Origin of the sequence: Variovorax brevis (assembly GCF_030317105.1) — a bacterium.
In the GTDB taxonomy this organism is placed as follows: Bacteria; Pseudomonadota; Gammaproteobacteria; order Burkholderiales; family Burkholderiaceae_C; genus Variovorax; species Variovorax brevis.
The window spans coordinates 180,855-206,872 of record NZ_JASZYG010000001.1; the positions used below are offsets into that span (position 1 = coordinate 180,855).

General features: G+C 65.3%; 26 protein-coding genes. 22 read left to right on the plus strand and 4 right to left on the minus strand.

Features of this window, described 5'->3' with window-relative positions; all coding sequences use genetic code 11:
- Window positions 1-2: 2 nt before the first annotated feature.
- Window positions 3-434: a hypothetical protein gene (locus QTI66_RS00695; protein ID WP_286556729.1), complete on the minus strand. Its 432-nt coding sequence runs from the start codon at window positions 432-434 to the stop codon at window positions 3-5.
- A 257-nt stretch (window positions 435-691) separates the two neighbouring features.
- Here QTI66_RS00695 and QTI66_RS00700 point away from each other — a divergent pair, with 257 nt between their 5' ends.
- The 4 genes from QTI66_RS00700 to QTI66_RS00715 all read left to right on the plus strand — a co-directional run bounded on the left by QTI66_RS00700 (window position 692) and on the right by QTI66_RS00715 (window position 5,527).
- Window positions 692-868: a DUF3606 domain-containing protein gene (locus tag QTI66_RS00700; protein WP_286556730.1), complete on the plus strand. Its 177-nt coding sequence runs from the start codon at window positions 692-694 to the stop codon at window positions 866-868.
- A 122-nt stretch (window positions 869-990) separates the two neighbouring features.
- Entirely contained in the window at window positions 991-2,571 is a 1,581-nt protein-coding gene (locus QTI66_RS00705) for an acyl-CoA synthetase (RefSeq protein ID WP_444814933.1), read from the plus strand.
- 273 nt (window positions 2,572-2,844) lie between these two features.
- Window positions 2,845-5,082 (plus strand): NADP-dependent isocitrate dehydrogenase, encoded by a 2,238-nt coding sequence (locus QTI66_RS00710; protein WP_286556732.1) that lies wholly within the window; start codon window positions 2,845-2,847, stop codon window positions 5,080-5,082.
- 115 nt (window positions 5,083-5,197) lie between these two features.
- Window positions 5,198-5,527 (plus strand): NIPSNAP family protein, encoded by a 330-nt coding sequence (locus QTI66_RS00715; RefSeq protein ID WP_286556733.1) that lies wholly within the window; start codon window positions 5,198-5,200, stop codon window positions 5,525-5,527.
- Here QTI66_RS00715 and QTI66_RS00720 read toward each other — a convergent pair whose 3' ends face one another.
- Window positions 5,528-5,935: a hypothetical protein gene (locus QTI66_RS00720; RefSeq protein ID WP_286556734.1), complete on the minus strand. Its 408-nt coding sequence runs from the start codon at window positions 5,933-5,935 to the stop codon at window positions 5,528-5,530.
- 260 nt (window positions 5,936-6,195) lie between these two features.
- Here QTI66_RS00720 and QTI66_RS00725 point away from each other — a divergent pair, with 260 nt between their 5' ends.
- From QTI66_RS00725 to QTI66_RS00750, 6 genes are all read left to right on the plus strand, one after another.
- Window positions 6,196-6,603 (plus strand): hypothetical protein, encoded by a 408-nt coding sequence (locus QTI66_RS00725; protein WP_286556735.1) that lies wholly within the window; start codon window positions 6,196-6,198, stop codon window positions 6,601-6,603.
- 124 nt (window positions 6,604-6,727) lie between these two features.
- Window positions 6,728-7,198 (plus strand): (2Fe-2S)-binding protein, encoded by a 471-nt coding sequence (locus tag QTI66_RS00730; protein ID WP_286556736.1) that lies wholly within the window; start codon window positions 6,728-6,730, stop codon window positions 7,196-7,198.
- A gap of 2 nt (window positions 7,199-7,200) precedes the next feature.
- Complete coding sequence (locus tag QTI66_RS00735; RefSeq protein WP_286556737.1) at window positions 7,201-9,441, plus strand: xanthine dehydrogenase family protein molybdopterin-binding subunit; 2,241 nt, start codon at window positions 7,201-7,203, stop codon at window positions 9,439-9,441.
- A gap of 64 nt (window positions 9,442-9,505) precedes the next feature.
- Complete coding sequence (locus QTI66_RS00740) at window positions 9,506-11,329, plus strand: serine/threonine protein kinase (protein WP_286556738.1); 1,824 nt, start codon at window positions 9,506-9,508, stop codon at window positions 11,327-11,329.
- On the plus strand, window positions 11,326-12,543 hold the full coding sequence (locus tag QTI66_RS00745) for an OmpA family protein (protein ID WP_286556739.1): 1,218 nt from the start codon (window positions 11,326-11,328) through the stop codon (window positions 12,541-12,543). The genes QTI66_RS00740 and QTI66_RS00745 overlap by 4 nt, the downstream gene beginning before the upstream one ends.
- On the plus strand, window positions 12,540-12,893 hold the full coding sequence (locus QTI66_RS00750) for a hypothetical protein (protein WP_286556740.1): 354 nt from the start codon (window positions 12,540-12,542) through the stop codon (window positions 12,891-12,893). Before QTI66_RS00745 ends, QTI66_RS00750 begins: the two co-directional genes overlap by 4 nt.
- On the opposite strand, the gene QTI66_RS00755 is transcribed toward QTI66_RS00750, so the two are convergent.
- Entirely contained in the window at window positions 12,879-13,313 is a 435-nt protein-coding gene (locus tag QTI66_RS00755) for a MarR family winged helix-turn-helix transcriptional regulator (RefSeq protein ID WP_286556741.1), read from the minus strand. The two genes, QTI66_RS00750 and QTI66_RS00755, sit on opposite strands and share 15 nt — an antisense overlap.
- Before the next feature lie 98 nt (window positions 13,314-13,411).
- Here QTI66_RS00755 and pncA point away from each other — a divergent pair, with 98 nt between their 5' ends.
- The 9 genes from pncA (at window position 13,412) to QTI66_RS00800 (ending at window position 22,875) form a co-directional block, all read left to right on the plus strand.
- A complete protein-coding gene (pncA, locus tag QTI66_RS00760; RefSeq protein WP_286556742.1) occupies window positions 13,412-14,050 on the plus strand; it encodes a bifunctional nicotinamidase/pyrazinamidase in 639 nt (212 codons plus the stop codon).
- A gap of 187 nt (window positions 14,051-14,237) precedes the next feature.
- Entirely contained in the window at window positions 14,238-15,401 is a 1,164-nt protein-coding gene (locus QTI66_RS00765) for a substrate-binding domain-containing protein (RefSeq protein ID WP_286556743.1), read from the plus strand.
- A gap of 180 nt (window positions 15,402-15,581) precedes the next feature.
- Window positions 15,582-17,099: an amidase gene (locus QTI66_RS00770; protein WP_286556744.1), complete on the plus strand. Its 1,518-nt coding sequence runs from the start codon at window positions 15,582-15,584 to the stop codon at window positions 17,097-17,099.
- A gap of 49 nt (window positions 17,100-17,148) precedes the next feature.
- A complete protein-coding gene (locus QTI66_RS00775; protein WP_286556745.1) occupies window positions 17,149-18,390 on the plus strand; it encodes an urea ABC transporter substrate-binding protein in 1,242 nt (413 codons plus the stop codon).
- A gap of 40 nt (window positions 18,391-18,430) precedes the next feature.
- Complete coding sequence (locus QTI66_RS00780; protein WP_286556746.1) at window positions 18,431-19,297, plus strand: ABC transporter permease subunit; 867 nt, start codon at window positions 18,431-18,433, stop codon at window positions 19,295-19,297.
- A complete protein-coding gene (locus QTI66_RS00785) occupies window positions 19,294-20,361 on the plus strand; it encodes a branched-chain amino acid ABC transporter permease (protein ID WP_286556747.1) in 1,068 nt (355 codons plus the stop codon). The genes QTI66_RS00780 and QTI66_RS00785 overlap by 4 nt, the downstream gene beginning before the upstream one ends.
- Entirely contained in the window at window positions 20,358-21,086 is a 729-nt protein-coding gene (locus QTI66_RS00790) for an ABC transporter ATP-binding protein (protein WP_286556748.1), read from the plus strand. The genes QTI66_RS00785 and QTI66_RS00790 overlap by 4 nt, the downstream gene beginning before the upstream one ends.
- 5 nt (window positions 21,087-21,091) lie before the next feature.
- Window positions 21,092-21,796 carry an ABC transporter ATP-binding protein gene (locus QTI66_RS00795; RefSeq protein WP_286556749.1) on the plus strand — a complete coding sequence of 235 codons (705 nt, stop codon included), beginning with the start codon at window positions 21,092-21,094 and terminating at the stop codon, window positions 21,794-21,796.
- A gap of 155 nt (window positions 21,797-21,951) precedes the next feature.
- A complete protein-coding gene (locus QTI66_RS00800) occupies window positions 21,952-22,875 on the plus strand; it encodes a TraB/GumN family protein (protein WP_286556750.1) in 924 nt (307 codons plus the stop codon).
- 17 nt (window positions 22,876-22,892) lie between these two features.
- On the opposite strand, the gene QTI66_RS00805 is transcribed toward QTI66_RS00800, so the two are convergent.
- Entirely contained in the window at window positions 22,893-23,285 is a 393-nt protein-coding gene (locus QTI66_RS00805) for an FHA domain-containing protein (protein WP_286556752.1), read from the minus strand.
- 163 nt (window positions 23,286-23,448) lie between these two features.
- Between QTI66_RS00805 and QTI66_RS00810 the strand changes: the two genes are divergently transcribed.
- From QTI66_RS00810 to QTI66_RS00820, 3 genes are read left to right on the plus strand one after another with little or no spacing between them, the layout of a single operon-like run.
- On the plus strand, window positions 23,449-23,694 hold the full coding sequence (locus QTI66_RS00810) for a hypothetical protein (RefSeq protein WP_286556753.1): 246 nt from the start codon (window positions 23,449-23,451) through the stop codon (window positions 23,692-23,694).
- A gap of 38 nt (window positions 23,695-23,732) precedes the next feature.
- Window positions 23,733-24,815: a 3-phosphoserine/phosphohydroxythreonine transaminase gene (gene serC / locus QTI66_RS00815; RefSeq protein ID WP_286556755.1), complete on the plus strand. Its 1,083-nt coding sequence runs from the start codon at window positions 23,733-23,735 to the stop codon at window positions 24,813-24,815.
- Window positions 24,808-25,989, plus strand: a complete 1,182-nt coding sequence (locus tag QTI66_RS00820) for a phosphoglycerate dehydrogenase (protein WP_286556757.1) — start codon at window positions 24,808-24,810, stop codon at window positions 25,987-25,989. Before serC ends, QTI66_RS00820 begins: the two co-directional genes overlap by 8 nt.
- The last annotated feature ends 29 nt before the right edge of the window (window positions 25,990-26,018 follow it).

The window sequence follows — 26,018 nt, forward strand, 5'->3', positions numbered from 1 at the left end:
CTTCAGCTGACCGACCGGCAATCGCCGTTCGTCACCGAGAAATCCACCATCCGGTCGCCCGCGGTGAACTGGTGGCGGAAGGTGATGCCCCTGGACAAGATTGCACGCACGTTCGGTGTCGTGCAATTTTTCGTTGTGAAGCGGGTGCGCAGGGCGGCGGGGTCGAAGGTGCCGGCCTGCACGTAGTGGTAAGTGGCGATCCGGGTGTTGGGCTCGTACTCGGCGCCCACCAGCACGGTCTGGTTTTCCATCTGGATCGGCACGCGCTGCAGCACTACCTGCACGCCGGCCTTCATGCCCGCCTCGAGCTCGGAATCGCTCATGGTCTTCAGGCGCTGCGAGTCGTCGGCCGCGATGGCCTGCGCGCAAAAGGCCAGGAGGACCACCGCGAGTGCGCCGGCTGGCATCTGGTTTCGCGTGGATGGAGAAAGCATGTGTTCGATATCCCTTCGTGCCGGGCGAACAAGGTTCGCGCATTTGACAGCGGCATCAGACGCAAACTATGACTTTAGTTCTCACGATGGTCAACCTGCCGAAGGGCGTAGGTGAGGCGAGCCCGGACGTTGGGCGCGCCAGCGGGAGGCAGGCGCACGCGGCCGTGAGCGTTTCTCCTTCAACCAAGCGCTGTGTCGCCTGCCACCAGCCCCGCGGCGACCCGGTCACCTTGGGCTTTTGCAAAGAAGGAGATGACATGTCCGATGACCTCAGCAACCGCGGCCCGCAGGATCGCAGCCGCGTCAACGTCAATGAGCCACACGAATTGCGCTACTGGACACGGGAGTTCGGCGTGACGGAGGCCAAGCTGCGCTCGGCCGTCGCCGCGGCGGGCGTATCCGTGGAGCAAGTGCGCCGCTATCTGGGCAAGTAAGGCGCAGCGGATAAACCCAGCAAGCGCCACACCCGCAACGCCGCACGTTGCGGGATAGCGCCATGGCCGGGCTGCCGCGCGGCTGACAGAATCCAGTCCACTCACGGCCGCACCGCGGCCGGATGAAAAGCAAGGAGACTGGATTGGATTCGATTGTTCGTCGCCAGACACTGGCTGACCTGCTGCATCGCAGCGCCAAGCGCACGCCCGCAAAAACCGCCATCGTGTGTGGCGGCACATCCTGGACCTACGCCGGGTTCAACGACGTTTGCACACGCGTCGCCGCCGGATTGGGCGCGCATGGCATTGGCAAGGGCGACCGCGTCGCCGTGCTCGCGCGCAATTCGCACGCCTTTGCCGCATTGCGTTTTGCACTCGCGCGGCTCGGCGCCGTACTGGTGCCGATCAACTTCATGCTGAAGGCGGCTGAGGTCGCATACATCCTCCAGCATTCGGGCGCGCGCCTGCTGGCCACCGATTCAGGTCTGGCCGAACTGGCGCGCGCCGCTGCAGCGCTGGAAACGCAGGTGCGCGAATTCATCTGGCTTCCCTCGGAGGACCCGAGTTCGCCGGTGGAGGGCATGATCGCCTTCGATGCGCTCGCCGCTTCGTCGGCGCCCTTGCCTGAGGTTGAACTCGCCGGCACCGATCTCGCCCAGATCGTCTACACCAGCGGCACCGAGTCAGCGCCCAAGGGCGCCATGCTCACGCACGACGCGGTCATCTGGCAGTACGTCAGCTGCGTGGCCGACGCGAGCATCTCGGGCGACGACTTGGCGCTGCACGCCTTGCCGCTTTACCACTGCGCGCAGCTCGACGTGTTCCTGGGCCCGTCGATCTACGTGGGCGCCACCAACGTCATCACGGCCAAGCCGACGCCTGACAACCTCCTGCCGCTGATCGCCAAACACCGCATCAGCTCGTTCTTTGCGCCGCCCACGGTGTGGATCGCGCTGCTGCGCTCGCCCCTGTTCGACACCACCGACCTCGGCAGCCTGCAAAAAGGCTACTACGGCGCATCCATCATGCCGGTGGAGGTTCTGCGCGAACTGGCGTCGCGCCTGCCGAAGGTGCGCTTGTGGAATCTCTACGGCCAGACCGAGATCGCGCCGCTCGCAACCATGCTCGGCCCGGACGACCAACTGCGCAAGCCCGGCTCCTGCGGTCGCGCCGTGCTCAACGTCGAGACGCGCGTGGTGGACGACCAGTTGCAGGACGTGGCACCCGGCGAAGTCGGCGAGATCGTGCACCGCTCGCCGCACCTGATGCTGGGCTATTTCCACGATGACGAACGCACCCGCGCGGCCTTTGAGGGCGGCTGGTTCCATTCGGGCGACTTGGGAACCATCGACGCCGAGGGCTATATCAGCGTGGTCGACCGCAAGAAGGACATGATCAAGACGGGTGGAGAAAATGTTGCCAGCCGCGAGGTGGAAGAGGCGATCTACCGCCTGCCGCAGGTGTCGGAAGTGGCTGTGATCGGGGTTTCGCATCCGAAATGGGTCGAGGCGGTGGTCGCGGTGGTGGTGCCGAAGGCGGGGCAAGTGCTGTCGCCGGAGGACGTCCTGGCGCATTGCGGGCGGGAGCTGGCGTCGTTCAAGGCACCGAAGCAGGTGGTTTTTGTGGAGGCGCTGCCGAAGAACCCGAGCGGGAAGCTGCTCAAGCGCGAACTGCGGCAGTCGTTCGCCGGCCTGTTCTCCTGAGGTTTTTCTCCCTCTCCCGCTGGCGGGAGAGGGCGGGGGTGAGGGCCTGCGGCAGTTGAAGAGCCCCGTGCCCCAATTCACCGCCGATCCCTCACCCCAACCCTCTCCCGCGAGCGGGAGAGGGAGCAAGAGAGTGCGCGGGCACGGTCCATGCGTCAGAGTAGCCGTGCCCCACGCTTGGGAATATTTCGCGAGCCTGACGCCCTGACTCGCTAAAGTTGACACCTTCGTGAGCGACTCACGCCCGTTTGTTAACGCACAAGAGGTCAAAAAATGGCAGCCGCAAAGTCCAGGATCATCTACACCCTCACCGACGAAGCGCCGCTGCTGGCGACGGCTTCCTTGCTCCCCGTCATCCAGGCCTTCGCCGCGCCGGCTGGCATCGACGTCGTCACCAGCGACGTGTCGGTGGCCGCGCGCGTGCTTGCCGAATTCCCCGAGTCCCTGACCGAGGAACAACGCGTTCCGGACAACCTGGGCGAACTCGGCCGCCTCACGCAGTTTCCCGACACCAACATCATCAAGCTGCCCAACATCAGCGCATCGGTGCCCCAATTGGTGGCGACCATCCGCGAACTGCAGGCCAAGGGCTACAAGATCCCCGACTTTCCCGAGGACCCCAAGACGGACGAAGACAAGGCGGTCGCAGCGAAGTACGCCAAGGCCCTGGGCAGCGCCGTGAACCCGGTCCTGCGCGAAGGCAACTCCGACCGCCGCGCACCGGCCGCCGTCAAGCGCAACGCCCGCAAGAACCCGCACTCGATGAGCAAGTGGAGCCCCGCGTCGCGCACGCACGTCTCGCACATGCACGACGGCGACTTCTACCATGGCGAAAAGTCGATGACGCTGGACAAGGCGCGCAACGTCAAGATGGACCTGGTCACCGCCAGCGGCAAGACCATCCTGCTCAAGGCCAAGGTCGCGCTGCAGGACGCCGAAGTCATCGACAGCATGTTCATGAGCAAGAAGGCGCTCGTGAAGTTCTACGAAGACGAAATGGAAGACGCGCGCCAGACCGGCGTGATGTTCTCGCTGCACGTCAAGGCGACGATGATGAAGGTCTCGCACCCCATCGTCTTCGGCCATGCGGTCAAAGTGTTCTACAAGGACGCGTTCGCCAAGCACGGCAAGCTCTTCGACGAACTCGGCGTCAACGTCAACAACGGCGTGAGCAGCATCTACGAGAAGATCGAATCGCTGCCGTCGTCGCAGCGCGACGAGATCGTCAAGGACCTGCACGCCTGCCACGAGCACCGGCCCGAACTGGCGATGGTCGACTCGGCCAAGGGCATCACCAACCTTCACGCGCCCAACGACGTCATCGTCGACGCGTCGATGCCCGCCATGATCCGCCAGGGCGGCAAGATGTGGGGGCCGGACGGCCGTCCCAAGGACACCAAGGCCGTGATGCCCGAAAGCACCTTCGCCCGCATCTACCAGGAGATGATCAACTTCTGCAAGACCAACGGCGCGTTCAACCCGGCCACCATGGGCACGGTGCCCAACGTCGGCCTGATGGCGCAGAAGGCCGAGGAATACGGCTCGCACGACAAGACCTTCGAGATTCCCGAACCCGGCGTCGCCCGCATCGTGGACATCGACACCGGCGAGGTGCTGCTCGAGCAGAACGTGGAAGAGGGCGACATCTGGCGCATGTGCCAGACCAAGGACGCGCCGATTCGCGACTGGGTCAAGCTGGCGGTGAACCGCGCACGCCTGTCGGGCATGCCGGCCGTGTTCTGGCTCGACGAATACCGTCCGCACGAGGCCGAGCTCATCAAGAAGGTGCGCACCTATCTGAAGGACCACGACACCAAGGGACTGGACATCCAGATCATGTCGCAGGTGCGCGCGATGCGTTATTCGCTCGAGCGCGTGATCCGCGGCAAGGACACCATCTCCGTCACCGGGAACATCCTGCGCGACTACCTGACCGACTTGTTCCCGATCATGGAACTGGGCACCAGCGCCAAGATGCTGTCGATCGTGCCATTGATGGCCGGCGGCGCCATGTTCGAGACCGGTGCAGGCGGCTCGGCGCCCAAGCACGTCAAGCAACTGGTGGAAGAAAACCACCTGCGCTGGGATTCGCTGGGTGAATTCCTCGCGCTGGCCGTGTCGCTGGAAGACCTGGGCCAGAAAACGAACAACGCCAAGGCCAAGATCCTTGCCGAGACGCTGGACACCGCCACCGGCATGCTGCTGGACAACAACAAGGGCCCGTCCACCCGCACCGGCGAGCTCGACAACCGCGGCAGCCACTTCTACCTGGCGCTGTACTGGGCGCAGGCGCTCGCCGCCCAGACGCAGGACAAGGAGCTTGCGGCCCACTTTGCGCCGCTGGCCCAGTCGCTGGCCGCCAACGAGCAGAAGATCGTGGACGAGCTCAAGGTGGTGCAAGGCAAGCCGGCCGACATCGGCGGCTATTTCAAGCCCGACATGGCCAAGCTGGCGGCCGTGATGCGCCCGAGCGCGACCTTCAACGATGCGCTGAAGGCCGTGACGGCCTGATCCGGTCGATCTTCCGGAGCCCTCGCGGTGCGTTGCCGCGAGGGAAAGCGCCTATGGGCGCTGGCGCGAACCGCGGCCATAAAGGCGCGTTCGAACCAACCATCCGGAGATTTCCATGATCTACGAGTTGCGCGTCTATCGCGCGATGCCCGGTCGCCTGCCGAACGTGGTGGCGCGCTTCAAGGACCACACCACCGGCATCTGGGACCGGCTCGGCATCAAGCACGTCGGCTTCTGGACCACGCTGGTGGGCGGATCCGAAATCGGCGAACTCACCTACATGATCGCGTGGGAGTCGCTGGCCGAGCGCGAGGCCAAGTGGGCGATCTTCATTGCGGACGCCGAATGGCTCAGCGCGAAAGGCGAGACCGAGAAGGACGGCCCGATCGTCGCCGAGATCCACAACAAGTTGCTGACGCCGACGGCTTTCTCGAAGATGCAGTAGTTACTCGAAGCGCACTTCGGCAACGGTCTGCGCGTCGGGTGCATTGGTGTCGGCGTTGGCCAGTGCATCGCCCTTGCGGAACCAGTAGCGGCAGCCGGTGCGGTTCATCATCTTGACGCACATCTGGCCGTCGTCGCGGATGCTCCAGGTGCCCGTGGCGCGGCCGATGCCGGTGCGGTTGACGGCTTCCACGGTTCCGTCCGGGCGGAATTCCCAGTGCGACAGCATGCCGCTTTGCAGGTTCTTCGACAGGATGCCCTTGCCGATCAGGCTCACCTGGATCTCAGGCTTGCTCAGGTAGGTGCGGTCGGAGTCGGCGGCGGCGGCAGTCTGCGCCATGGAGAGCGTTGCGGCGGCCAGCGCCAGGGCGCCGAGGGAGCGAATCAGGTGGCTTGAAGTGAAGGTCATGATCAAGTGACTCCGGTGATTCGGACCGCGCTGCCGTTGCGCTTTCCATGTGCGCAAATTTAGGGCTTGCCGCCCGCGGCGTGGAGTACGCAATGCGCCCGGTCGATGTGACTTTTTCACACCGCCTCGGGTCCGGCGGGCGGGCAGGCGGCTTGGCGCGGCACGTGCGCCTGGATTGACAGGCGCGCTCATGCTTTTCCTACGCGCCGGGCTGGCCGGCGGAGGGATCCTGCGGGAACTCCTCCAACCCGGGAATCATCATGGTCCAACCCTTCAGCATCGATTCGAGCATGCGTGCCGTACTGGGCGGTGCGTTCTATCCCACCGGCTATTCCTTCATCATGTTTCCGGACGAGGCCACGGCGCAGACGGTCGGCGAGCAACTATTGACCGAGCTGGACGACGTGGACGAGGTCTTCCTGGCCTCGCCTCAGGCCATCCTCACCCAGATCAGCCCGACCGTCGCAGGCTCGGACGATCCCTTGCCTTCCGCTGGCACCGAAGGCGCGACAGTGCGGGCCTACACCTCGCTGGCGCGGCAGGGCCACGGCGGGCTGCTGGTGCGCACGCCGGACAAGGAGATTGCCGAGCACGTGATGGAGATCGTTGCGCAGCATCCCTATTCGATGGCGCAGCGATACCGCGCGCTGGTCATCGAAGATCTCTGACGCCTGCGCCTCTGACCGGAGGCGCTTTCTTTCGCCACCCGCATTGGGGTTTCCTCGCGCGCACGATGCTTCGGGAGCATCGTGATAATTCGCAGGCGCATCGCCGCGCCAAGGAAAGGCTCCCATGCCCACCGTGACCCTGGACGTCAATGGCACCCCGCGAAACGTGGACGCGTGGGATCCCGACATGCCCTTGCTCTACGCCTTGCGCAACGACTTGGGGCTGCACGCGGCAAAGTTCGGCTGCGGCCTGGGGCAATGCGGCGCGTGCACCGTGCTGCTGGACAACGCACCCACGCGCTCGTGCACAGTCTCCATCAGCAGCGCGGCGGGCCGGCGCATCGTTACCCAGGAAGGCTTGGGCACGCCGTACAAGCCGCACGCCGTTCAGGCCGCCTTCATTGCCGAGCAGGCGGCCCAGTGCGGCTACTGCACCAACGGCATGGTGATGACCGCCGTGGCCTTGCTTCAGCAAAAACCCAGGCCCACGCGCGAAGAAGCCCAGAAGGCGCTCGCCGGCAATCTTTGCCGCTGCGGCTCGCACGACCGGGTGCTGCGTGCCATCGAGCGGGCGGCCAATGCGGGGAGGGCATGAGCATGACAAGCCTTTCATCTGGAGCGCGCGGTGCGGGCCTGACGCGGCGCGGCTTGCTGGAGGCGGGCGCCATGGTGGTGGGCTTCAGCCTCGTTCCCTCGATGCCCTCGCTGGCCCAAGGTGCTGCCGCTGCACCTGCCGCACGGCGGCCGCTGGCGCTGGATCAGCTTGATTCCTTCCTGGCCATCCGCAAGGACGGCAGTGTGCTCGTGTGCTCCGGCAAGGTCGATCTGGGCACCGGGCACCGCATCGCCATGCGCCAGATGGTGGGCGAGGAACTCGGCGTGCCGGTCGAGCGCATCGACCTGATCGAAGGCGATTCGCTGCTCACGCCCAACCAGGGTCCGACGGCCGGCAGCACGGGCGTGATGCGCGGCGGCGTCGAGTTGCGGCAGGCGGCGGCGACGGCGCGTGAAGCCCTGCTGGCCATGGCCGCGCAACAGTTGCAAGCGTCGCCAGAGCAACTGAAGCTCGTCGATGGCGCGGTACGTGCCGCGGACGGCCGGCGCGTCGCCGTTTCAGAACTCGTCGGCGGGCGCAGCTTCGACGTCAAGATGAACCCGAAGGCGCCTCTGAAGCCGTGGTCCGAATACGTGCTCGTCGGCAAATCCCTTCCTCGCCCCGACGTGCCGGCCAAGGTGACGGGCCAGCACGTCTACGTGCACGACCACGTCGTGCCGGGCATGCTGCACGGTCGCGTGGTGCGTCCGCTTTCGGTGGGTGCCAGGGTGCTGTCGGTCGATGAGGCGTCGGTGGTGCGCCTGACGGGCGTGCGCGTGGTGCGCATCGCCGATTTCGTGGGCGTGGTCAGCAATGACGAATGGGCTGCCGTGCGCGCGGCGCGCGAACTGAAGGTGCAGTGGAGCGACAGCGCGCCGCTGGTCGGCCACACGGCGCTGGTGGACTGGGCCCGCGCCGGCCCCTTCGTGGCGGAAGAGGTCATCGCCGCCAAGGGCGACGCGCAGCGCATCGCCGACCTGCGCGAGGCCACCGACGTGGCGCGTGCAACCTATTCGTGGCCGATCCAGTCGCACGGCTCCATCGGGCCGTCATGCGCCGTGGCCGATGTGCGGGCGGACGGCGGCACGGTGTGGACGGCGTCGCAAGCGAGCCATCGCTTCCTGAATATCTTTGCGGCGCTGGTCGACATGACGCCGGACAAGCTGCGGGTGATCTACCTCGACGGTGCCGGCTGCTACGGCATGAACGGACACGACGACGCGGCCGCGGACGCGGTGCTGCTGTCCAAGGCGGTCGGCAAGCCCGTGCGGGTGCAATGGAGCCGGCAGGATGAACTCGCGTGGGATCCCAAGGGCCCACCGCAGTTGCTCGACATGAAAGCGACGCTGCTGCCCGACGGCCGCATCGACGCGTGGGAAACCGACATGTGGGTGCCGCGCGCCACCGCCAACCTGGAATGGATTCCGTTGCTCTCGCCGCTCGCAGCGGGCATGAAGCAGCCGGTGGGGCAGGCCACAGGCCTCGTCTCGCAGAACGGCGATCCGCCGTATGCGGCCAGGGCGGTCAAGGTCTCGGCCCATTGGCTGGGGCCTGCGCCGCTGCGGCCGTCGAACATCCGTGCGCCGGGCAAGGTGGCCAACTGCTTCGCCGTTGAAAGCTTCGTCGACGAACTCGCGGCCAAGGCCCGCATCGACCCGGTGGCCTACCGCCTGCGCGATCTGTCGAACCCGCGCGGCCAGGAGGTGATCCGCCGGGCCGCGCAGATGATCGGCTGGCAAGCGCGGCCGTCGCCGGCGACCGGATCCGCTCGCGGCAACGTGAGTGCGGGGCGCGGCATCGCCTACATCCACTACAAGAACAGCGAAACCATCGTGGCCATCGCGATGGAGGTCGAGGTGGATCGCGGCACGGGCGGGATTGCCGTGCGCCGCGTGTGCTGCGCCCACGACTGCGGCCTGATGATCAACCCCGACGCGGTGCGCGCGCAGGTGGAGGGCAACATCCTGCAGACCCTGTCGCGCACCCTGTACGAGGAAACCACCTTCGATCGCTCACGCGTGACGAGCACTGATTGGGCGAGCTACCCGCTGCTGCGCTTTCCCGCGGTGCCTCGGCTGGAGATCGCGCTCATCGAGCGGCCGGGCGATCCGCCCCTGGGCGCGGGCGAGGCGGCGTCGAGTCCGGTGCCCGCGGCGCTTGCCAATGCAGTCTTCGATGCCACAGGCGTTCGCCTTCGCAGCGTGCCGCTGACGCCCGACAAGCTCAAGGCGTTGATCGCTTGACCTATGCCGCTTGTACAGGGCAATGCTCTGTCCAAGCGCGCCGCGCTGTGCAATGCTTGTCGCCATGACCCCAGGTGGCTCTCCTGGCAATGACGACGAACGCACCTTCATCACGGGCGGTGGGCAAAGTGCTGTCGTCTCAGGCCCGCCGGAGCGCCTCACCATCACCGCCACCTTCAAGGACCACACCCTGCCCGAGGGCACGCTGATCGAAGGCTTTCGCATCACGCGGTCGATTGGCGAGGGCGGCTTTGGCATCGTCTACCTGGCGTGGGACGCGGCGCTCGAGCGCCATGTGGCGATCAAGGAATACATGCCGTCTTCGCTGGCGGTGCGCGGGGATACCTCTTTCGGTGTGTCCGTGCGCGCCGAGCAGTACCGCGAAACCTTCGAGGCGGGCCTCAAGAGCTTCGTCAACGAGGCGCGGCTGCTTGCACGCTTCGACCATCCTGCCCTGGTCAAGGTGCTGCGCTTCTGGGAATCCAATCGCACCGCCTACATGGCGATGCCCTATTACGAAGGGCCGACCCTCAAGGCGGCGTTGAAGGCGCTGAACGGGCCGGCGACCGAGGAACAGTTGCGCGAGTGGATGCATCCGCTGCTCGCCGCGCTTGCGGTCATCCACCGGGAGAAGTGCTACCACCGGGACGTCGCGCCGGACAACATCCTGCTCACCGCCTCGGGCCCGCTGCTGCTCGACTTCGGCGCGGCGCGGCGGGTGATCAGCGACATGACGCAGGCGCTGACGGCCGTGCTCAAGCCGGGCTACGCACCCATCGAGCAGTACGGCGGCTCCATGTTGCAGGGGCCGTGGACCGACCTCTATGCGCTGGCGGGGGTGGTGCACTACGCCATCACCGGGCGTCCGCCGATCCCGTCGGTGGAACGCGTCATGCATGACACGATGCAGCCGCTGGCGAAGACCTTCGCGGGGCGCTACGGGGAGGGCTTCCTGCATGCCGTCGATGCCGCGCTGTCGCTCAAGCCACAGGATCGGCCGCAAGACGTGGCGCAATTCGTCGAGATGCTGGACCAAGGCCTGGAGCCGGGTCACACCTTGCGCTTTCGGGGCTCGGGCTTCACGCCGCTGGGCGATGGCAGCGGGCATGGGTTGGCGACCTCCACCTTGCGCACGACGACCCGGAGCCAGGCAACAGTTGCCGATCCACCGACGACGATCGTCCCGACGGTGCGCGAAGGCGCTCCCGCCCGGCGATGGCAGCTGCTGGCTTCTGCCTTGGCTGCCGCATTGGTGATGGCGGGCGGGGCGGTGTGGTGGTGGAAGTCGGGCGGTAGCTCTCCGACCACGCCGGCCACATCGCCGGCGCAAGAGAGCCGTCAGTCGTCTGGCGGCAGCGCGAGTCCGGGCGTGACACCCGCACCGGCACCTGCGCCGGCCAGGGAGGCCGCGGCAACGCCGGCGCCAGTTCCGTCGCCGATACCGTTGCCGGCGCCAGTTCCCGCACCCGTGCCCGCGCTGGCACCGGCGCCGTCTCCGACGCCGTCGATGGCGGCAAGGGATTCGACGCCCGCCAGGGACGCCGTGCCGACACTGCAGGCGCCATCGGCCCGCGATGTGTTGCTGCCGAAAGAAGCGCCATCGACAAAGGACGCAACCATTGCAAGGGAGCCTCCGGCAACTTCTTCGCAGCGGCCTCGCACTGCCGCGACGACCGCGCCGCCATCGCCTCCAACAGAGCGCCCGAAGGCGGTCGCAAGCGCCCGCCCGCCGACGGAATCCAGGCGCGCATCGCAGTCCGAGGTCGCCGCGGTTCCTCCCCACAACGCAGGAGGCAGACCGGCGCGGTGCGCTGATATTGTCCAGAAATCGACGCTGGAACCGCTCAGCGCCGATGAGGTGGCTTTTCTCAGGAGGGAGTGCAAATGAAACGCGACATCAAGACTTCGAGCGCGATCGCCGGCCTCGTGCTGTGCGCCTTTGCGGCGCTTTTGCTTCAGGGCTGCGCCGCCCCGGTGGCGAGCGTCAGCAACAACGCGCTGCCTTTCGACCAGGCCATCGTGGTGGCCACCGACGGCCTCGTGGCGCAAACCCAGCGCATTCCGGGCATGCCTGCCGTCCTGGCCAAGGTCGAGGCCAAGGTGAACAAGCGCGTCGTCGTGCTCGACCCGTCGCTCGACGCGGGCACAGGCCAGCAGACGGCAGCAACGCAACAGCTCGACGCGGCGGTGATCGACCGAATGACGCGCAATTTCGAGCAGATGGAAGTCCTGCCGTTTCGCGCCTCCAACCTCGCCAGGGCGCAGTACCTGCTGACGGGCACGCTGGTGCATGAGAAAGCCGCTTACCGGCTGAACCTGGCGATGGTCGAGATCAAGTCAGGCAACGTGGTCGCGCAGTCGTCCGCGCTGGCGCGGCAGGACACCGTCGACATGAAGCCGCTGCCTTATTACCGTGACAGTCCGGTGCTGGTGAAGGACGCCATCATCGACGGCTATGTGCGCACCGCCAGCACGCCGCCGGGGCAGAAGGGCGACGCCACCTACCTCGACCGCATCGCCACCGCCACCGTCGTCAATGACGCCACCACTTCCTACAACAACGCGCAGTACCAGGAGGCGCTCGGGCAGTACAGAAGCGCACTCGCGATGCCAGCCGGCGACCAGATGCGCGTTCTCAACGGCATCTACATGAGCCACGTGAAGCTGGGCCAGACGGCCGAGGCGGAGACGGCTTTCGGGCGCGTGGTGGCCTTCGGCATTGCGTACAACCAGCTGGGCGTCAAGTTCCTGTTCGCGCCGGGCGGCACCGAGTTCTGGACTGACCCCAAGATCAGCAGCGCCTACGGCATGTGGCTGCGGCAGATCGCCCGTGAAGGCGGCAAGTCGAAGGTCTGCATGGACATCGTCGGGCACACCAGCAAGACCGGCAGCGAGACGGTGAACGACGCGCTGTCCCTCAAGCGGGCGGTCTACATCAAGCAGCGGCTGACCGTCGAGTCGCAGGAAGTTGGCAGCCGCACACGTCCACAGGGCATGGGCTTCAGGGAGAACATCGTGGGCACCGGCACGGACGACGTCGTCGACGCGCCGGATCGCCGCGTGGAGTTCAAGATCACGGACTGCGCGAAGATGAAGACTTGAGGCGCGCGGCGCGATACGCCGAGGAGGTCAAACTCCTCGGTTGCCTTGTCGAATCGGGTTGCCTCGGCGCGATGCTGCCGCGTGCCCGTGCTCAGCACTTTTCGGGGTCGACGCAAAATGGGCGGATGTCTTTACGTTTCTTGCAAGGTATCGGGATGGCCATCGGCCGCGTGCTGCGACGACAGCGCCCGGCTCGACAAGGCAGGCCTGCGGGCGTGCCGCCGGTTTTCAAGGGCGAGGGCGGCTTGGCGGGCGAGCTGGATGGGTTGACCAACCGGGCCCTGTTTGACGCGGCTGACCAGGATGTCCAGCGGGCTCCTGGCAAGGTCGAAGCCTTAACCCGGCCGTGACCCCGCGATAAAGCTCTCCAGCAACTTCTTGAGCTGGCTCGTCTTGCGCGGCCCCAGCGTCTCCTCGATGCTGTCGTGGTGCGCGTCCACGCGCAGTTTCAGGCGGGCCACCGTCTCCAGTCCCAGGTCGCTGATGTAGACCAGCACCTTGCGGTTGTCGCCCGGGTCGGCTGCACGCTGCACGACGCCGCGGCTCACGAGCTTGTCGATGTTCTTGGTGAGGGCAGGGCCGTTGAGCAGCACGCGCTCGGCCAGTTCGCCCATCGAGCGGCCCTGCTCGTCCGAGAGAACGTGCAGGATGCGCCAGTGCTCTTCGTTGAATTCGTCATCGCCAATCGACTGGCCGAGTCCGATGCGCATGCTCCGGTGAGCCGATGCCAGCAGGTAGGCGAGGTATTGCGAAAGGTCTTGCTCGGCCATCGTGTTTACGACAAGAATTGTTGTCGCGAGGGATTCTATTCCCGAATGCTTTCCAAAGAAAATAACTGCCACGTGCCCCGCGAAGGAAGACTTTCACCATGCCATTGCAGCCCGACGACCGCTGTGCGCTGATCGTTGTCGATGTCCAGAACGGCTTCGTTACGGGCGGCAATCTCGCGGTGCCGCGTGGCGAAGAAGTGGTGCCCGTCATCAACCGCCTGGCGCGGTCCTTTGCCAACGTGGTGTTGACGCAGGACTGGCATCCGGCCGGCCATGCTTCCTTTGCCAGCAGCCACGCGGGCCGCGAGCCCTTCGAAACGACCGAACTGGCCTACGGCACGCAGGTGCTGTGGCCGGAGCATTGCGTGCAGGGCAGCCACGACGCCGAACTGCATGCCGAACTGGACGTGCCGCACGCCCAACTCATCCTTCGCAAGGGCTATCACGCGGGAGTGGACAGCTACTCCGCCTTCCAGGAAGCCGACCGCCGCACGTCCACCGGCCTGGAGGGCTACCTGAAGGAACGCGGCATCGAGCGGCTCTTCATCGTGGGGCTGGCCACGGACTTTTGCGTGGCGTGGACCGCGCTGGACGGCCGCAGCGCAGGCTTCGACGTGTGGGTGGTCGAGGACGCCACGCGCGCCATCGACATGGGCGGCTCGCTGGACGCCGCGTGGCGTGACATGCGGGCCCGTGGCATTCATCGCGTCCAGTCTGCCGACATCGCGCAGGCTTGAACGCGCCGCGGCCCGCTGGCACAAGACGTGCAATTCGCCATCCGCGGTCCCGGCCAATGACGCGCACGTAAGCGAAAACGACCAGACCGAAGCCCCTTGCCGCGGCATATATTGGTGCCCCGCGGTGCGAAGTACCGGTACTCAGGCCCGCCGGGGCATCCACTTGGTGCAATTGCTGGAGCAGCGCATGACCCTGTCAGTCGGCTCGGACCCGCTCATCGGATGGCAGTGCTTTGGCGGCAAGGGCGAAGCCTCGTCGCCGGCGTGGCCCGGCGCCATTTCCATCGAAGACAGGCTGGCGCCGCGTGCGGACCTGCACATCGGCCTGTGCGTGCCGCTGGGCGGTCTCACGGGCATCTGGGGCCCGTCGGCGCTGGCGTCTGCCAAGCTGGCGGCCGCCGAGCTCAACCGCGGCAACGGCATGGGCGGGCGTGCCTGCCGGCTGATTGCCATCAACGCGGACGACGACTCGACCACGCTGGAAAACGTCGTGGGCGAACTCGTGCAGTCCGGCGAGGTGGACGCACTGATCGGTATGCACACCAGCGGCGTGCGGCAGCGTGTGCTGTCGGCCGTGGGCGGGCAGATTCCCTACGTCTACACGCCGCTCTACGAAGGCGGCGAGTGCACGCCCGGTGTCTTCGCGATTGGCGACACGCCGGCGCGGCAGCTGCAACCCGCCATCGCGTGGCTCGCGCGAAATGAAAGGCCGCGGCGCTGGGCCATGCTGGGCAATGACTACGTGTGGCCGCACGTGTCGAATCAACTGGCGCGCGGCTACATCGCGCAATGCGGCGCCGAGGTGGTGTCGGAGCAATACGTGCCGATGCACACCATTGATTTCTCGGCGCACCTGGAGGCAATACGCCGCGCCGGGGCCGACGCCGTGCTGGTCTCGCTCGTGGGCGAAGACGCGATCGCTTTCAACCGCGTTTTCGGCGAAGACGGCATGGCCCGCAAGGCCTTGCGGTTGTCATGCGCGATCGAGGAAAACGAACTGCTGGCCATCGGCGCGGACAACACGCAGCGCCTGTACGTGGCGTCGAGCTATTTCGCGGCGCTGACGACCGACGCAAACATTGCGTTCAAGGAGCGCTATCACGCGCATTTCGGCGACCGTGCACCGACGCTCAACTCGCTGGGCCAGTCGACCTACGAGGGCGTGCATTTCCTGGCGTCCCTCTTCGAGCGCGGACTCATCGAACGCTCGCAATGGAGCCACGCCAGCCGCGCGCAGTGGGCCTACCGCAGCGCGCGGGAAGCCGTGTATGCCAGCGACGGCACCAACATCGCACCTGTCTACATCGCCGTCGCCGACGGCCACGTGTTTCGCGTCATGAGCCGGCTCTGAGCGCATGGCGCGGGGGCGCACGCTTACTTAGTTTCCAAGGCAAATAAATACTTGACTTGGAAAATATAGTCGGGACAATGGCCTCGCGCCAGCCGCAGACGGGTAGCAAGGCGCAGACGACCGACGCCCATTGCGTGAGACCTTCGGGCGCCATTCCTTCATTCGCTGACGGAGTTCCACATGGCAGTAGTTCGTCCTTCTTCCTCCCAGATCCAGGCCATTGCCAAGAGTCTGGGCATCACCCTCGATGCAGCCAAGGCCGAGGCGTACCTGGCCCTGCTGCAACCCAATTTCGACGCCTACGACGCCGTCGACGCCATGCCTGATTTCCTGCCGGCCGTGAAGTACGCACGGGGCGAGTCATACAAGCCGACTGGCGATGAAAACAAATATGGTGCGTGGTATGTCAAGTCGACCATCAAGGGCGCGCCATCGGGCAAGCTGGCCGGCAAGACGGTCGCGATCAAGGACAACGTCTGCGTGGCGGGCGTGCCCATGATGAATGGCTCGGGCACCATGGAAGGCTTCGTGCCGACCATCGACGCGACCATCATCACGCGGCTGCTCGATGCCGGCGCCACGATTGCCGGCAAGGCGGTCTGCGAACTGTTCTGCTTCTCGGGCGGCTCGCACACCAGCGCCAGCGGGCCGGTGCACAACCCGCACAAGCACGGCTACTCCGCGGGCGGGTCGTCCTCCGGCAGTGCGGCGCTGGTCGCGGCTGGCGAAGTCGACATGGCGATCGGCGGTGATCAGGGCGGCTCCATCCGCATGCCATCGTCGTATTGCGGCATCTACGGCATGAAGCCCACACACGGACTCGTGCCGTACACGGGCGTGATGCCCATCGAAGTCACCATTGACCACACCGGACCCATGACGGCCACCGTGGCCGACAACGCACTGATGCTCGAAGTGCTCGCCGGCCCGGACGGCCTCGATCCACGCCAGCACGCGGGGCAGGGTGCCAAGGCCTATACCGAGCTGATGAAGGGCGGCGTCAAGGGCATGAAGATTGGAGTCGTCAAGGAAGGCTTCGGCTGGCCGCAGTCGATGCCAGAGGTCGATGCCAAGGTGCGCGCCGCGGCGGATCGACTGGCCAAGCTAGGGGCCGTCGTCACCGAGTTCTCGTTGCCGATGCATGCCGTCGGCCCCGCCATCTGGCTGCCCATTGCCGCTGAGGGCGCGACGCAGCAGATGATGAAAGACAACGGCTACGGCTTCAACTACAAGGGCCTGTTCGACACGGCGCTCATCGACTATCACAACGGCTGGAAGAAGCGCGCCGACGAACTGTCGGAAACGCTCAAGCTCACGATGGTGCTGGGCGAATATTTCATCCAGAACTACACCGGCCATTACTACGGGAAGGCGCAGAACCTGACGCGCCAACTGAAGCAGACCTACGAAGCGGCCTTGAGCGACTTCGACCTGCTGCTCATGCCCACACTGCCGCTCACGGCCACGCCCTTGCCCAAGCCCGATGCCCCGCTGGAAGAGGTGATCCAGCGCGCCTTCGAGATGCTGCCCAACACCTGCGTGATGGACATCACCGGCCATCCGGCGATGAGCATTCCCTGCGGCCTGGTCGATGGCTTGCCTGTGGGGCTGATGCTCATCGGCAAGGACTACGACGAGGGCACCATCTATCGCGCGGCGCTGGCCTTCGAGCAGTCGGGCGACTGGAAGACGTTCTGAACCTGTCTGCAAGCCACATCCACAACTCAACTCCCCGGAGGGAATTCCCATGGACCGTCGTCAATTCATCAAGGCCTCGGGTTATGCGTCGGGCTACGCGGCCACGGTCGGCAGCGCCGGCTTGCTGCTGCCTTCTTCGGCGTTCGCGGCCGATGACATCGCGGTAGGCAGCATCCATGACCTGTCGGGCGGGCTGGACATCTACGGCAAGCCGATGCTGGATGCGCTCACGCTGGCCATCGAGGAGCAGAACGCGGCCGGCGGGCTGCTGGGTCGCAAGGTCAAGCTCATCAGCTACGACCCGCAGTCCAACATGCAGCTCTACACGCAGTTCGCGCAGCAGGCGGCATTGAAGGACAAGGTGGCCGTGGTCATGGGCGGCATCACCTCCGCATCGCGCGAGGTGATCCGCCCGGTGCTCGACCGGGCGAAGACCCTCTACTTCTACAACACGCAGTACGAAGGCGGCGTGTGCGACCGCGGCATCTTCTGCACCGGCGTGACGCCTGCGCAAACGGTCGGCAAGCTCGTGCCTTATGCGATGAAGAAGTGGGGCAAGAAGATCTACGTGGTGGCGGCCGACTACAACTACGGCCAGATCACCTCGCAGTGGGTGAAGAAGTTCGCGCAGGACAACGGCGGCTCCACGGTGGCCATCGAATTCTTTCCGCTGGACGTCACCAACTTTGGCCCGACCATCTCGAAGGTCGAAGCCGCCAAGCCCGACATGCTCTTCTCCGCGCTGGTGGGCGGCGCGCACATCTCCTTCTACCGGCAATGGGCGGCCGCGGGCCTGAACAAGAAGATCCCGCTGGCCTCGTCGACCTTCGGCGTGGGCAACGAGCAGATCGTGCTGTCGGCCGAAGAGGCCAATGGCTACCTGCTGTCATACAACTATTTCCAGAGCCTGCAGAACCCGTCGAACACCGCGTACCTGGAACGCTGGCACAAGCGCTTCGGCGCGGACTACCCCAACGTGACGGAACTGGCGACCGGCACCTACCAGGGCTTCAAGCTGTGGGCCGAGGGCGTGAAGAAGGCGGGTTCCATCGAGCCGCTGAAGGTGACGACGGCGCTGGAGACCGGCATCGGCATCGAAGGGCCCAGTGGCAAGGTCACCATCGACCCGGCCACGCACCACTGCGTGCTGAACGTGAGCCTGGCGGAGGTGCAGGACAAGAAGTTCAAGATCCTGGAGACCTTCAACCAGGCGCCGCCCTCGGACACCAGCGCGGTGTGCAACCTCATCAAGAACCCGCAGGACAACCAGCAGTACGTGATCAAGGTTTGACCGTCGCGCCGTTGGCACGCTTCGTGCGCTGAGTTGCCGCATGGACCTCGCCGCCATCGTCATCATCCAGGTGCTATACGGCATCGCCAGCCTCGTGATCATTTCGGCGGGGCTGGCGGTGATCTTCGGGATGATGAAAGTCATCAATCTGGCGCACGGCGAGTTCCTCATGCTGGGCGGCTATGCCACGCTGGGCGCGCTGAAGATCGGCATCAACCTCTGGATCGCGATCTTCATCGTGGCGCCGCTGGCGGTGGGGCTGGTCGGCGTCGTGCTGGAGCGGCTGGTGATCCGGCGGCTCTATGGACGAATGATCGACACCATGCTCGCCACCTGGGGCCTGTCGCTGCTGCTGGTGGGCATCATCACATCGGTGTTCGGCAACACGACCGCGGGCATTTCCACGCCTCTGGGCAACTTCAGCATCGGCGCGTATTCGGTGTCGGTCTACACACTGGTGATCATCGGCGTGGCCGTCGTGTTGGCGTTGGTGTTGCGGGCGGTGCTGCTGAAAACGCAGTGGGGACTGATTGCGCGCGGCACCATGCAGAACCCGCAGATGGCCGATGCGCTGGGCATCAGTCCCAGCCGTGTGTACTCGGTCACCTTTGCGGTGGGCGCGTCGCTTTCGGGCTTGGCGGGCGGACTGCTCACGCCGCTCACCGGCGTGGTGCCGACGATGGGTGGTGCCTTCATTGCCAAGGCCTTCATCACCGTGATTGGCGGCGGCCCCGCCATCCTTGCGGGGCTGGTGGGTGCGTCGACTTTCTTTGGCGCCATCAACCAGATTGCGGCCTTCCTGAGCACGCCCGTGTTCGGTGAAGTGGCGCTGCTGTTCGCCGCCATCGTGATGCTGCGCCTGTTGCCGCAGGGCATCACGGGGCGCTTCTTCAAGGGGTCGCTGTGACCTCGGGCAGCGTGGCGGCCTTCGCGGCTTCGTGGAAAAGCGCGGCGCTGTGCGTTGCGATTGGCGTCGTCTTGCTCGTCGGCCTGCCTGGCGTGATCGACGACTTCACGCTGATCGAGGTCACCGTTTACATCGTGATGTCGATGCTGGCGGTGAGCCTGGGCTTCATCTGGGGCTTCGGCGGCATCCTGTGCTTCGGGCAGGCGGCCTTCTTCGGGCTGGGTGCGTACACCTACGCGCTGGCGGTGGGCAACCTGGGCGACAGCACCATTCCATTCGTGCTGTCGATCGTGGTGCCGGCGCTGTTTGCGGCCGTGCTCGGCTACGTGATCTTCTACGGGCGCCTGTCGGACGTGTACATGGGCGTCATCACGCTGACCGTGACGCTGATTCTCTACAACCTCGTCAACTCGACGGCCGGTCCCGAGTGGCGCATCGGCAAGGCGGCGCTGGGCGGCTTCAATGGCATTCCGGCCATCGCGCCGCTCAACTGGCCGGGCGACACCGACACGACGATCACGCCACGCGGCATGTTCAACCTGAGCCTGGGTTTGCTGATCGCGGTGTATGGCGGGCTGCGCTGGCTGATTGCCTCGCGCGTGGGGCACGTCATCATCGCCATCAAGGAGAACGAGCATCGCGCCCAGTTGCTCGGCTACGACCCGCGCGCCTACAAGCTCTTTGCGTTCACGCTCGGCGGGGCCGTTGCGGGGCTGGCGGGGTGCCTGTTCGCCAATTGGGGTTCCTTCACGAGCCCGACCGTGTTCGGGCTCGCGCAGTCCGCGCAGATCATCATCTGGGTGATCGTGGGTGGGCTGGGCACGCTCATCGGTCCGGTGGTCGGCTGCGTTCTGATCCAGTGGCTGACGACGCAAATCGGCACGCAGCAGACCTTCAATGCGAACCTCGTGCTCGGTGCCATCCTGGTGCTGTTCGTGCTGATGGTCCCCAAAGGGTTGGTGCCGGCACTGGGCGACCTGCTGCGCAAGCTGTGGACGAGAAAGCCCCACGCGAGCAAGCCGGCCACGGCGACGCCGCCGCGCGTGGAGGAGCGCAAGGCATGAACGCGCACACCGCGCCCATGCTGGAGACGCGCAACCTCAACGTGCGCTTTGGCGGCGTGCACGCCACACGCGACGTCAACTTCACGCTCGCCGAAGCCGAATTGCGCTGCGTGATCGGGCCCAACGGCGCCGGCAAGAGCACCTTCTTCAAGCTGCTGACAGGACAGGTCAAGCCGACGTCGGGCCAGATCTTGTTTCGAGGCAAGGACATCTCGCGCGTGCAGCCGCACGAACCCGGCCGGCTGGGCATCGGCATCAAGACGCAGGTGCCGAGCCTGTTCAACGGGTTGTCCGTATGGGAGAACGTGTGGCTCTCGGCGCAACGCGTGAACACGCGGCAGCGCGCGAAGGACGTGACGCAGACCACGCTCGAGCGCGTCGGCATGCTGGCCGAGCGCGACGCCATCGCCGGCACCTTGGCGCACGGCCAGCGTCAATGGGTGGAGCTGGCGGTGGTGCTGGCCGCCGATCCGCCGCTGATCCTGCTGGACGAGCCTGCAGCGGGCATGAGCGATGCCGAGGTAGCGCGCACGGCGGAGCTGATCCTCGAAATCAACCGACAGCATGCGCTGGTGGTGGTGGAGCACGACATGAGCTTCATCCGCATGATCGCCAAGCGCGTCACCGTTCTGCACCAAGGGCAGGTGATCCGCGAGGACACGCCCGACAGGATCATGAGCGATCCGCTGGTGCAGCAGATCTACCTTGGCAAGAAGCCGCACTGACGATCATGCTCACCGTGACAGCACTCGACGCCGGCTACGGGGACATCCCCGTGCTGCACCGCATCTCGATGGCCATCGAGGCGGGTGAGTCGCTGGGCATCCTCGGCCACAACGGCATGGGCAAGACGACATTCCTGCGCTGCCTGATCGGCGCGCTGAAGCCCACGGGCGGCAACGTGACGCTCGACGGCAAGGACATCACCCACATGGCACCGCACGGCCGCGCGCGGCTGGGCATGGCCTATGTGCCGCAGGGCAGGGAAATCTTTGCGTCGCTGTCGGCGCGCGACAACCTGCGCATGGGCCTCGTCAAGACAGGGCAGAGCGCATCGACCGCGCTCGACGCGTTGCTGGCCGACTTTCCGCGCCTGGTGCCGCTGCTCGACCGCGCGGGTGGATCGCTCTCCGGCGGCGAGCAACAGTTGCTCGCCCTGGCGCGCGCGCTGGCCGGCAAGCCGAAGATCCTGCTGCTGGACGAGCCCACGGAAGGCATCCAGCCGTCGATCATCGAGGAGATTGCGCAGACGCTGACGCAATTGCGCGATCGCTTGGGCCTGACCATCGTGCTGGTCGAGCAGAACCTGGATTTCATCGCCACCGTGTCGCAGCGCGTACTGGTCATCAAGCGCGGACAGCTTGGTGCGGAGATTCCGCGCGAGCATCTGAGCGATCTGGCGGTGATGAGTGAATACACGGGTGTTCATGCGTAGGTCGAAGAAATCTTTTAACAAGCTTCTTCGAAATGAAAACTGCGCGCGATTGATCGCCTGGGTAAATCGCTAGCTGAGTGAGACTTCCGCGAATCTAGAGTCATGGGGCACACCTTGGTGCGCCACATCCAAAGAAGAAGTCCGGAGAATTTCACGTGCTCAAGACACTGCTCAAGATCGCCCTTCTCGTCATCGGGTTGCAGACATGCCTGCAAGCCGTCGCGCAGACTCCGCCACCGTCGAACTCGCCGCCCGAAGGAATCTTTTTCAAGGCCGCGAAAGATGGCCAGACCATCTTTCTCTTCGGCACCCTTCACGTCGGGAAGCCTGATTTCTTTCCTTTGGCGCCCAATGTCCAGCGCGCTCTGCGCAATGCAAGGCAGTTGCAGGTCGAAGTCGATGTGTTGAATCCCCAGCTGGGCGAGATCTACATGGCCCGCGGACTTCAGGAAAAGAGGGTACCGCTCAGCGGCAGCCAGGCCGCGTGGGTGGACGCTGCATTGAAGCGAAGCGCCGTGGATTCGTCCATCGTGGAGCGGCTCAAGCCGCCATTGCTGGCCGCCTTTCTTGTGGTGTCCGAGAGCAGCAAGCTTGGCCTGTCGCCCGCAAATTCCGGCGAGGCATTCCTGCTGGGCTTTGCCAAGGCCGCCAGGATGCCCGTCGTCGAGTTGGAGGGAATCGACAAGCAGATGGATGCCCTTCTTGAAGCCCCCGAAGCCATCCAGTTGCTGGAGATGGAGGAAACGATCACCGACTTGCAAAGCGGGAAGGCGCTCGCGTCCATGAACGGACTCGTCGAAGGGTGGAAAACCGGCAACCTGGACCTCATTCGTGAGCTGGCGCTCCAAGGTTCTGTCGGCGAGACCGGCAAATTTTCTGACGCACAAATGATCCGCCGCAACCACCTGCTGGTAGAGCAGATCCTGCTGAACAGCCGATCAAGGCCAACGAGTTTCGTGGCCGTGGGCGTCCTGCATTTCGTTGGCAAGCAAAACATCCTGCAGCTGCTCAAAGCGCAGGGATATGCCGTGCAACGCCTGCGGGCAACCGCGGACGCCGCCCCAACCACCGTCGAGTAGCGACGCGAAGAGCACCCTCAGCCCGCCAAACCCCCCGGCTTGCTCGGCCAGACCGTGATCTCGCTTTCGCCCAGGGTCGGCGCCGTCAGGATCCGCAGGGCCTGCACCGCTGGCAGTTCGCGGTTGCTTTCCACGAAACGGATGTCCACAGTGCCAATCTGGATGCCGTCGCCGTTGGCCAGCAGCTGGCTGACGATCAACTCGCCGTTGACCAGCGTGCCGTTCAGGCTGTGCAGGTCGGTGATGGTGCTGAACGCGCCTTCGTAAACGATGACCGCGTGCGAGCGGCTCGCCCGGCGCGAGTCGATGACGATGTCGTTTCTTGCACTGCGGCCTATCGTGTTTCTTCCCGGTCTCAGCAGGATTTGTCGTGCGTTGCCAGCCGCGTCCATCAGGATGAGCAATGGCATGTGGGCCTCCGGCCAATCGCTAAGGTACTCCGAACAAGTTCTGGCGAGGCGCGCGGCTGAAGATGCTTGCTCCGCCGAGGACTTGTTCAGAGTCTCCTCAGGCTAATCGATCATCGGGGACGCCCGTGTAGGAGATCAACCCACCGGGAGAGATAGGCCAACCATGACAGCGCTCGCATCGCTCCAAAAAAAAGCCCCGGTGCATTTTGGTGCACCGGGGCATGTAGATCGCAATGAGGGCGAGTTGGAGAGCGGGTGGGGTTCCCCCGAACTCCTCAATGGCAAATATGCGCCAAGCGGGGTGGAGAAAGCCGAGGAAGTGCACCCGATTTCCGGTGAGCGCCGTCCTACGGCCATGCCGGCCGCGGGCGACTGCCATTGCATTTTTGGCGCGTGTCCTGTCGAATGAGCAGCCCGTTCCATGCCATTTCTTCTGGAGACCGATCGATGTCACGTGTTTTCAACTTCAGCGCCGGCCCGGCGATGCTGCCCGAATCCGTGCTGCGCAAAGCAGCCGATGAAATGCTTGATTGGCGCGGCAGCGGCATGTCGGTGATGGAGATGAGCCACCGTGGCAAGGAATTCATCGCCATCCACGCCGAGGCGGAGCGGCTGCTTCGCGAGCTGATGGCCATTCCGGCGAACTACAAGGTGCTCTTCCTGCAAGGCGGCGCCATCGGCGAAAACGCCATCGTGCCCATGAACATGCTGCGCGGCCACAGCAGCGCCGACTACATCGACACCGGCGAGTGGTCGAAGAAGTCCATCAAGGAAGCGAAAAAGTATTGCAAGGTCAACGTGGCCGGCAGCTCGGAAGAGGGCGGCTACACCCGCGTGCCGAAGCAGGACACCTGGAAGCTCGACCGGGATGCCGCCTATGTGCACATCTGCTCCAACGAAACCATCGGCGGCGTCGAATACCACTGGACGCCCGACACCGGCGACGTGCCGCTGGTGGCCGACATGTCCAGCAACTTCATTTCGCGGCCCGTCGACGTGAGCCGCTATGGCCTGATCTACGCCGGCACGCAGAAAAACGTGGGCCCGGCCGGCGTGACCATCGTCATCGTGCGCGACGACCTCATCGGCAACGCGCTGCCCATCACGCCCTCGGCCTTCGACTACAAGATCCAGGCCGACAACGATTCGATGTTCAACACGCCGCCCACCTACACCATCTACATGGCGGGCTTGGTGTTCAACTGGATCAAGGCGCAGGGTGGGGTCGCGGCCATCGAGGCGAACAACCGCAAGAAGGCGGCGGTGCTCTACGACCATCTGGAAACCACGAAATTCTTCTACAACCCGGTGGAGCGCGAAGACCGCTCGCTGATGAATGTCCCCTTCAAGCTGCGCGACGAGTCGCTCGATGAAGCCTTCCTGAAAGGCGCGCAGGAGCGCGGCATGGTGCAGCTCAAGGGCCACCGTTCGGTGGGCGGCATGCGCGCGTCGATCTACAACGCCATGCCCATCGAGGGCGTCGTGGCGCTGGTGGCCTACATGAAAGAGTTCGAGGCCAGCCATGGCTGAGCGGCTCAAGATTTTGGTGCTCAACGAGATCTCGCCCAAGGGCCTGGCTCGCTTGCCCGCCGAGCGCTACGTCGCCGGAAAAGACGTGGCGGCCCCCGATGCGGTGCTGGTGCGCTCGGCCGACATGCACAAGCTCGACATTGCCGGCAGCGTCCGGGCCATCGGCCGGGCCGGCGCGGGCACCAACAACATCCCCGTCAAGGCCATGAGCGAGCGCGGCGTGCCGGTGTTCAACGCACCGGGCGCCAACGCCAACGCGGTGAAGGAACTGGTGCTGGCCGGCATGCTGATGGCGGCGCGCAACCTCTCGGGCGCCTTGCGTTTCGTCGACGATCTGGCGCGCGACGCCGGCGACCTCGACAAGTCCGTGGAGCAGGGCAAGGCGGCCTTTGCAGGCTTTGAACTGGCGGGCCAGACGCTGGGCATCGTCGGGCTCGGCAAGGTGGGCTGCCTGGTGGCGGACGCAGCCATCAAGCTGGGCATGAACGTGCTGGGCTACGACCCCGACATCACCGTCGATGCCGCCTGGAGCCTGCCCTCGCAGGTGCGCAAGGCGGTGACGGTGTCCGAGGTCTTGCGCAATGCGCAGTTCGTGACGCTGCACGTGCCCCTGGTCGACGCAACGCGTGATTTGGTGAACGCCGACAACATCGGGCTCATGCAGCCGGGCGCGGTGCTGCTGAACTTCTCGCGCGAGGGCGTGGTGAACAACGCGGCGGTGCTGGCATCGCTGGAGTCAGGGCAACTGGGGCGCTATGTGTGCGACTTTCCGAGTGGGCCGCTGCTGAAGCACGAGCGCATCGTGTGCCTGCCGCACTTGGGCGCGAGCACGCGCGAGGCGGAGGAGAACTGCGCCGTGATGGTGGCGGACCAACTGCGCGACTACCTGGAAAACGGCAACGTCGCCAATGCGGTGAACTTCCCGAGCGTGAGCATGGGCCGTGAGTCGGCCTTCCGGGTCGCGATTGCGAATGCCAACGTGCCGAACATGCTCGGCCAGATCTCGACCGCAATGGCGCGTGCGGGGCTGAACATCCACAACATGGTCAACAAGTCGCGTGGCGACATGGCCTACACGCTGGTCGATGTGGACAGCGCTGTGAGTGACGCGGTGCTCGATGACATCGGCGCGATTGCCGGGGTGCTGTCGGTGCGCTACCTGCCTGCGCATTAGCGCCCCCGGTCGATGACCCCTGTCGACGG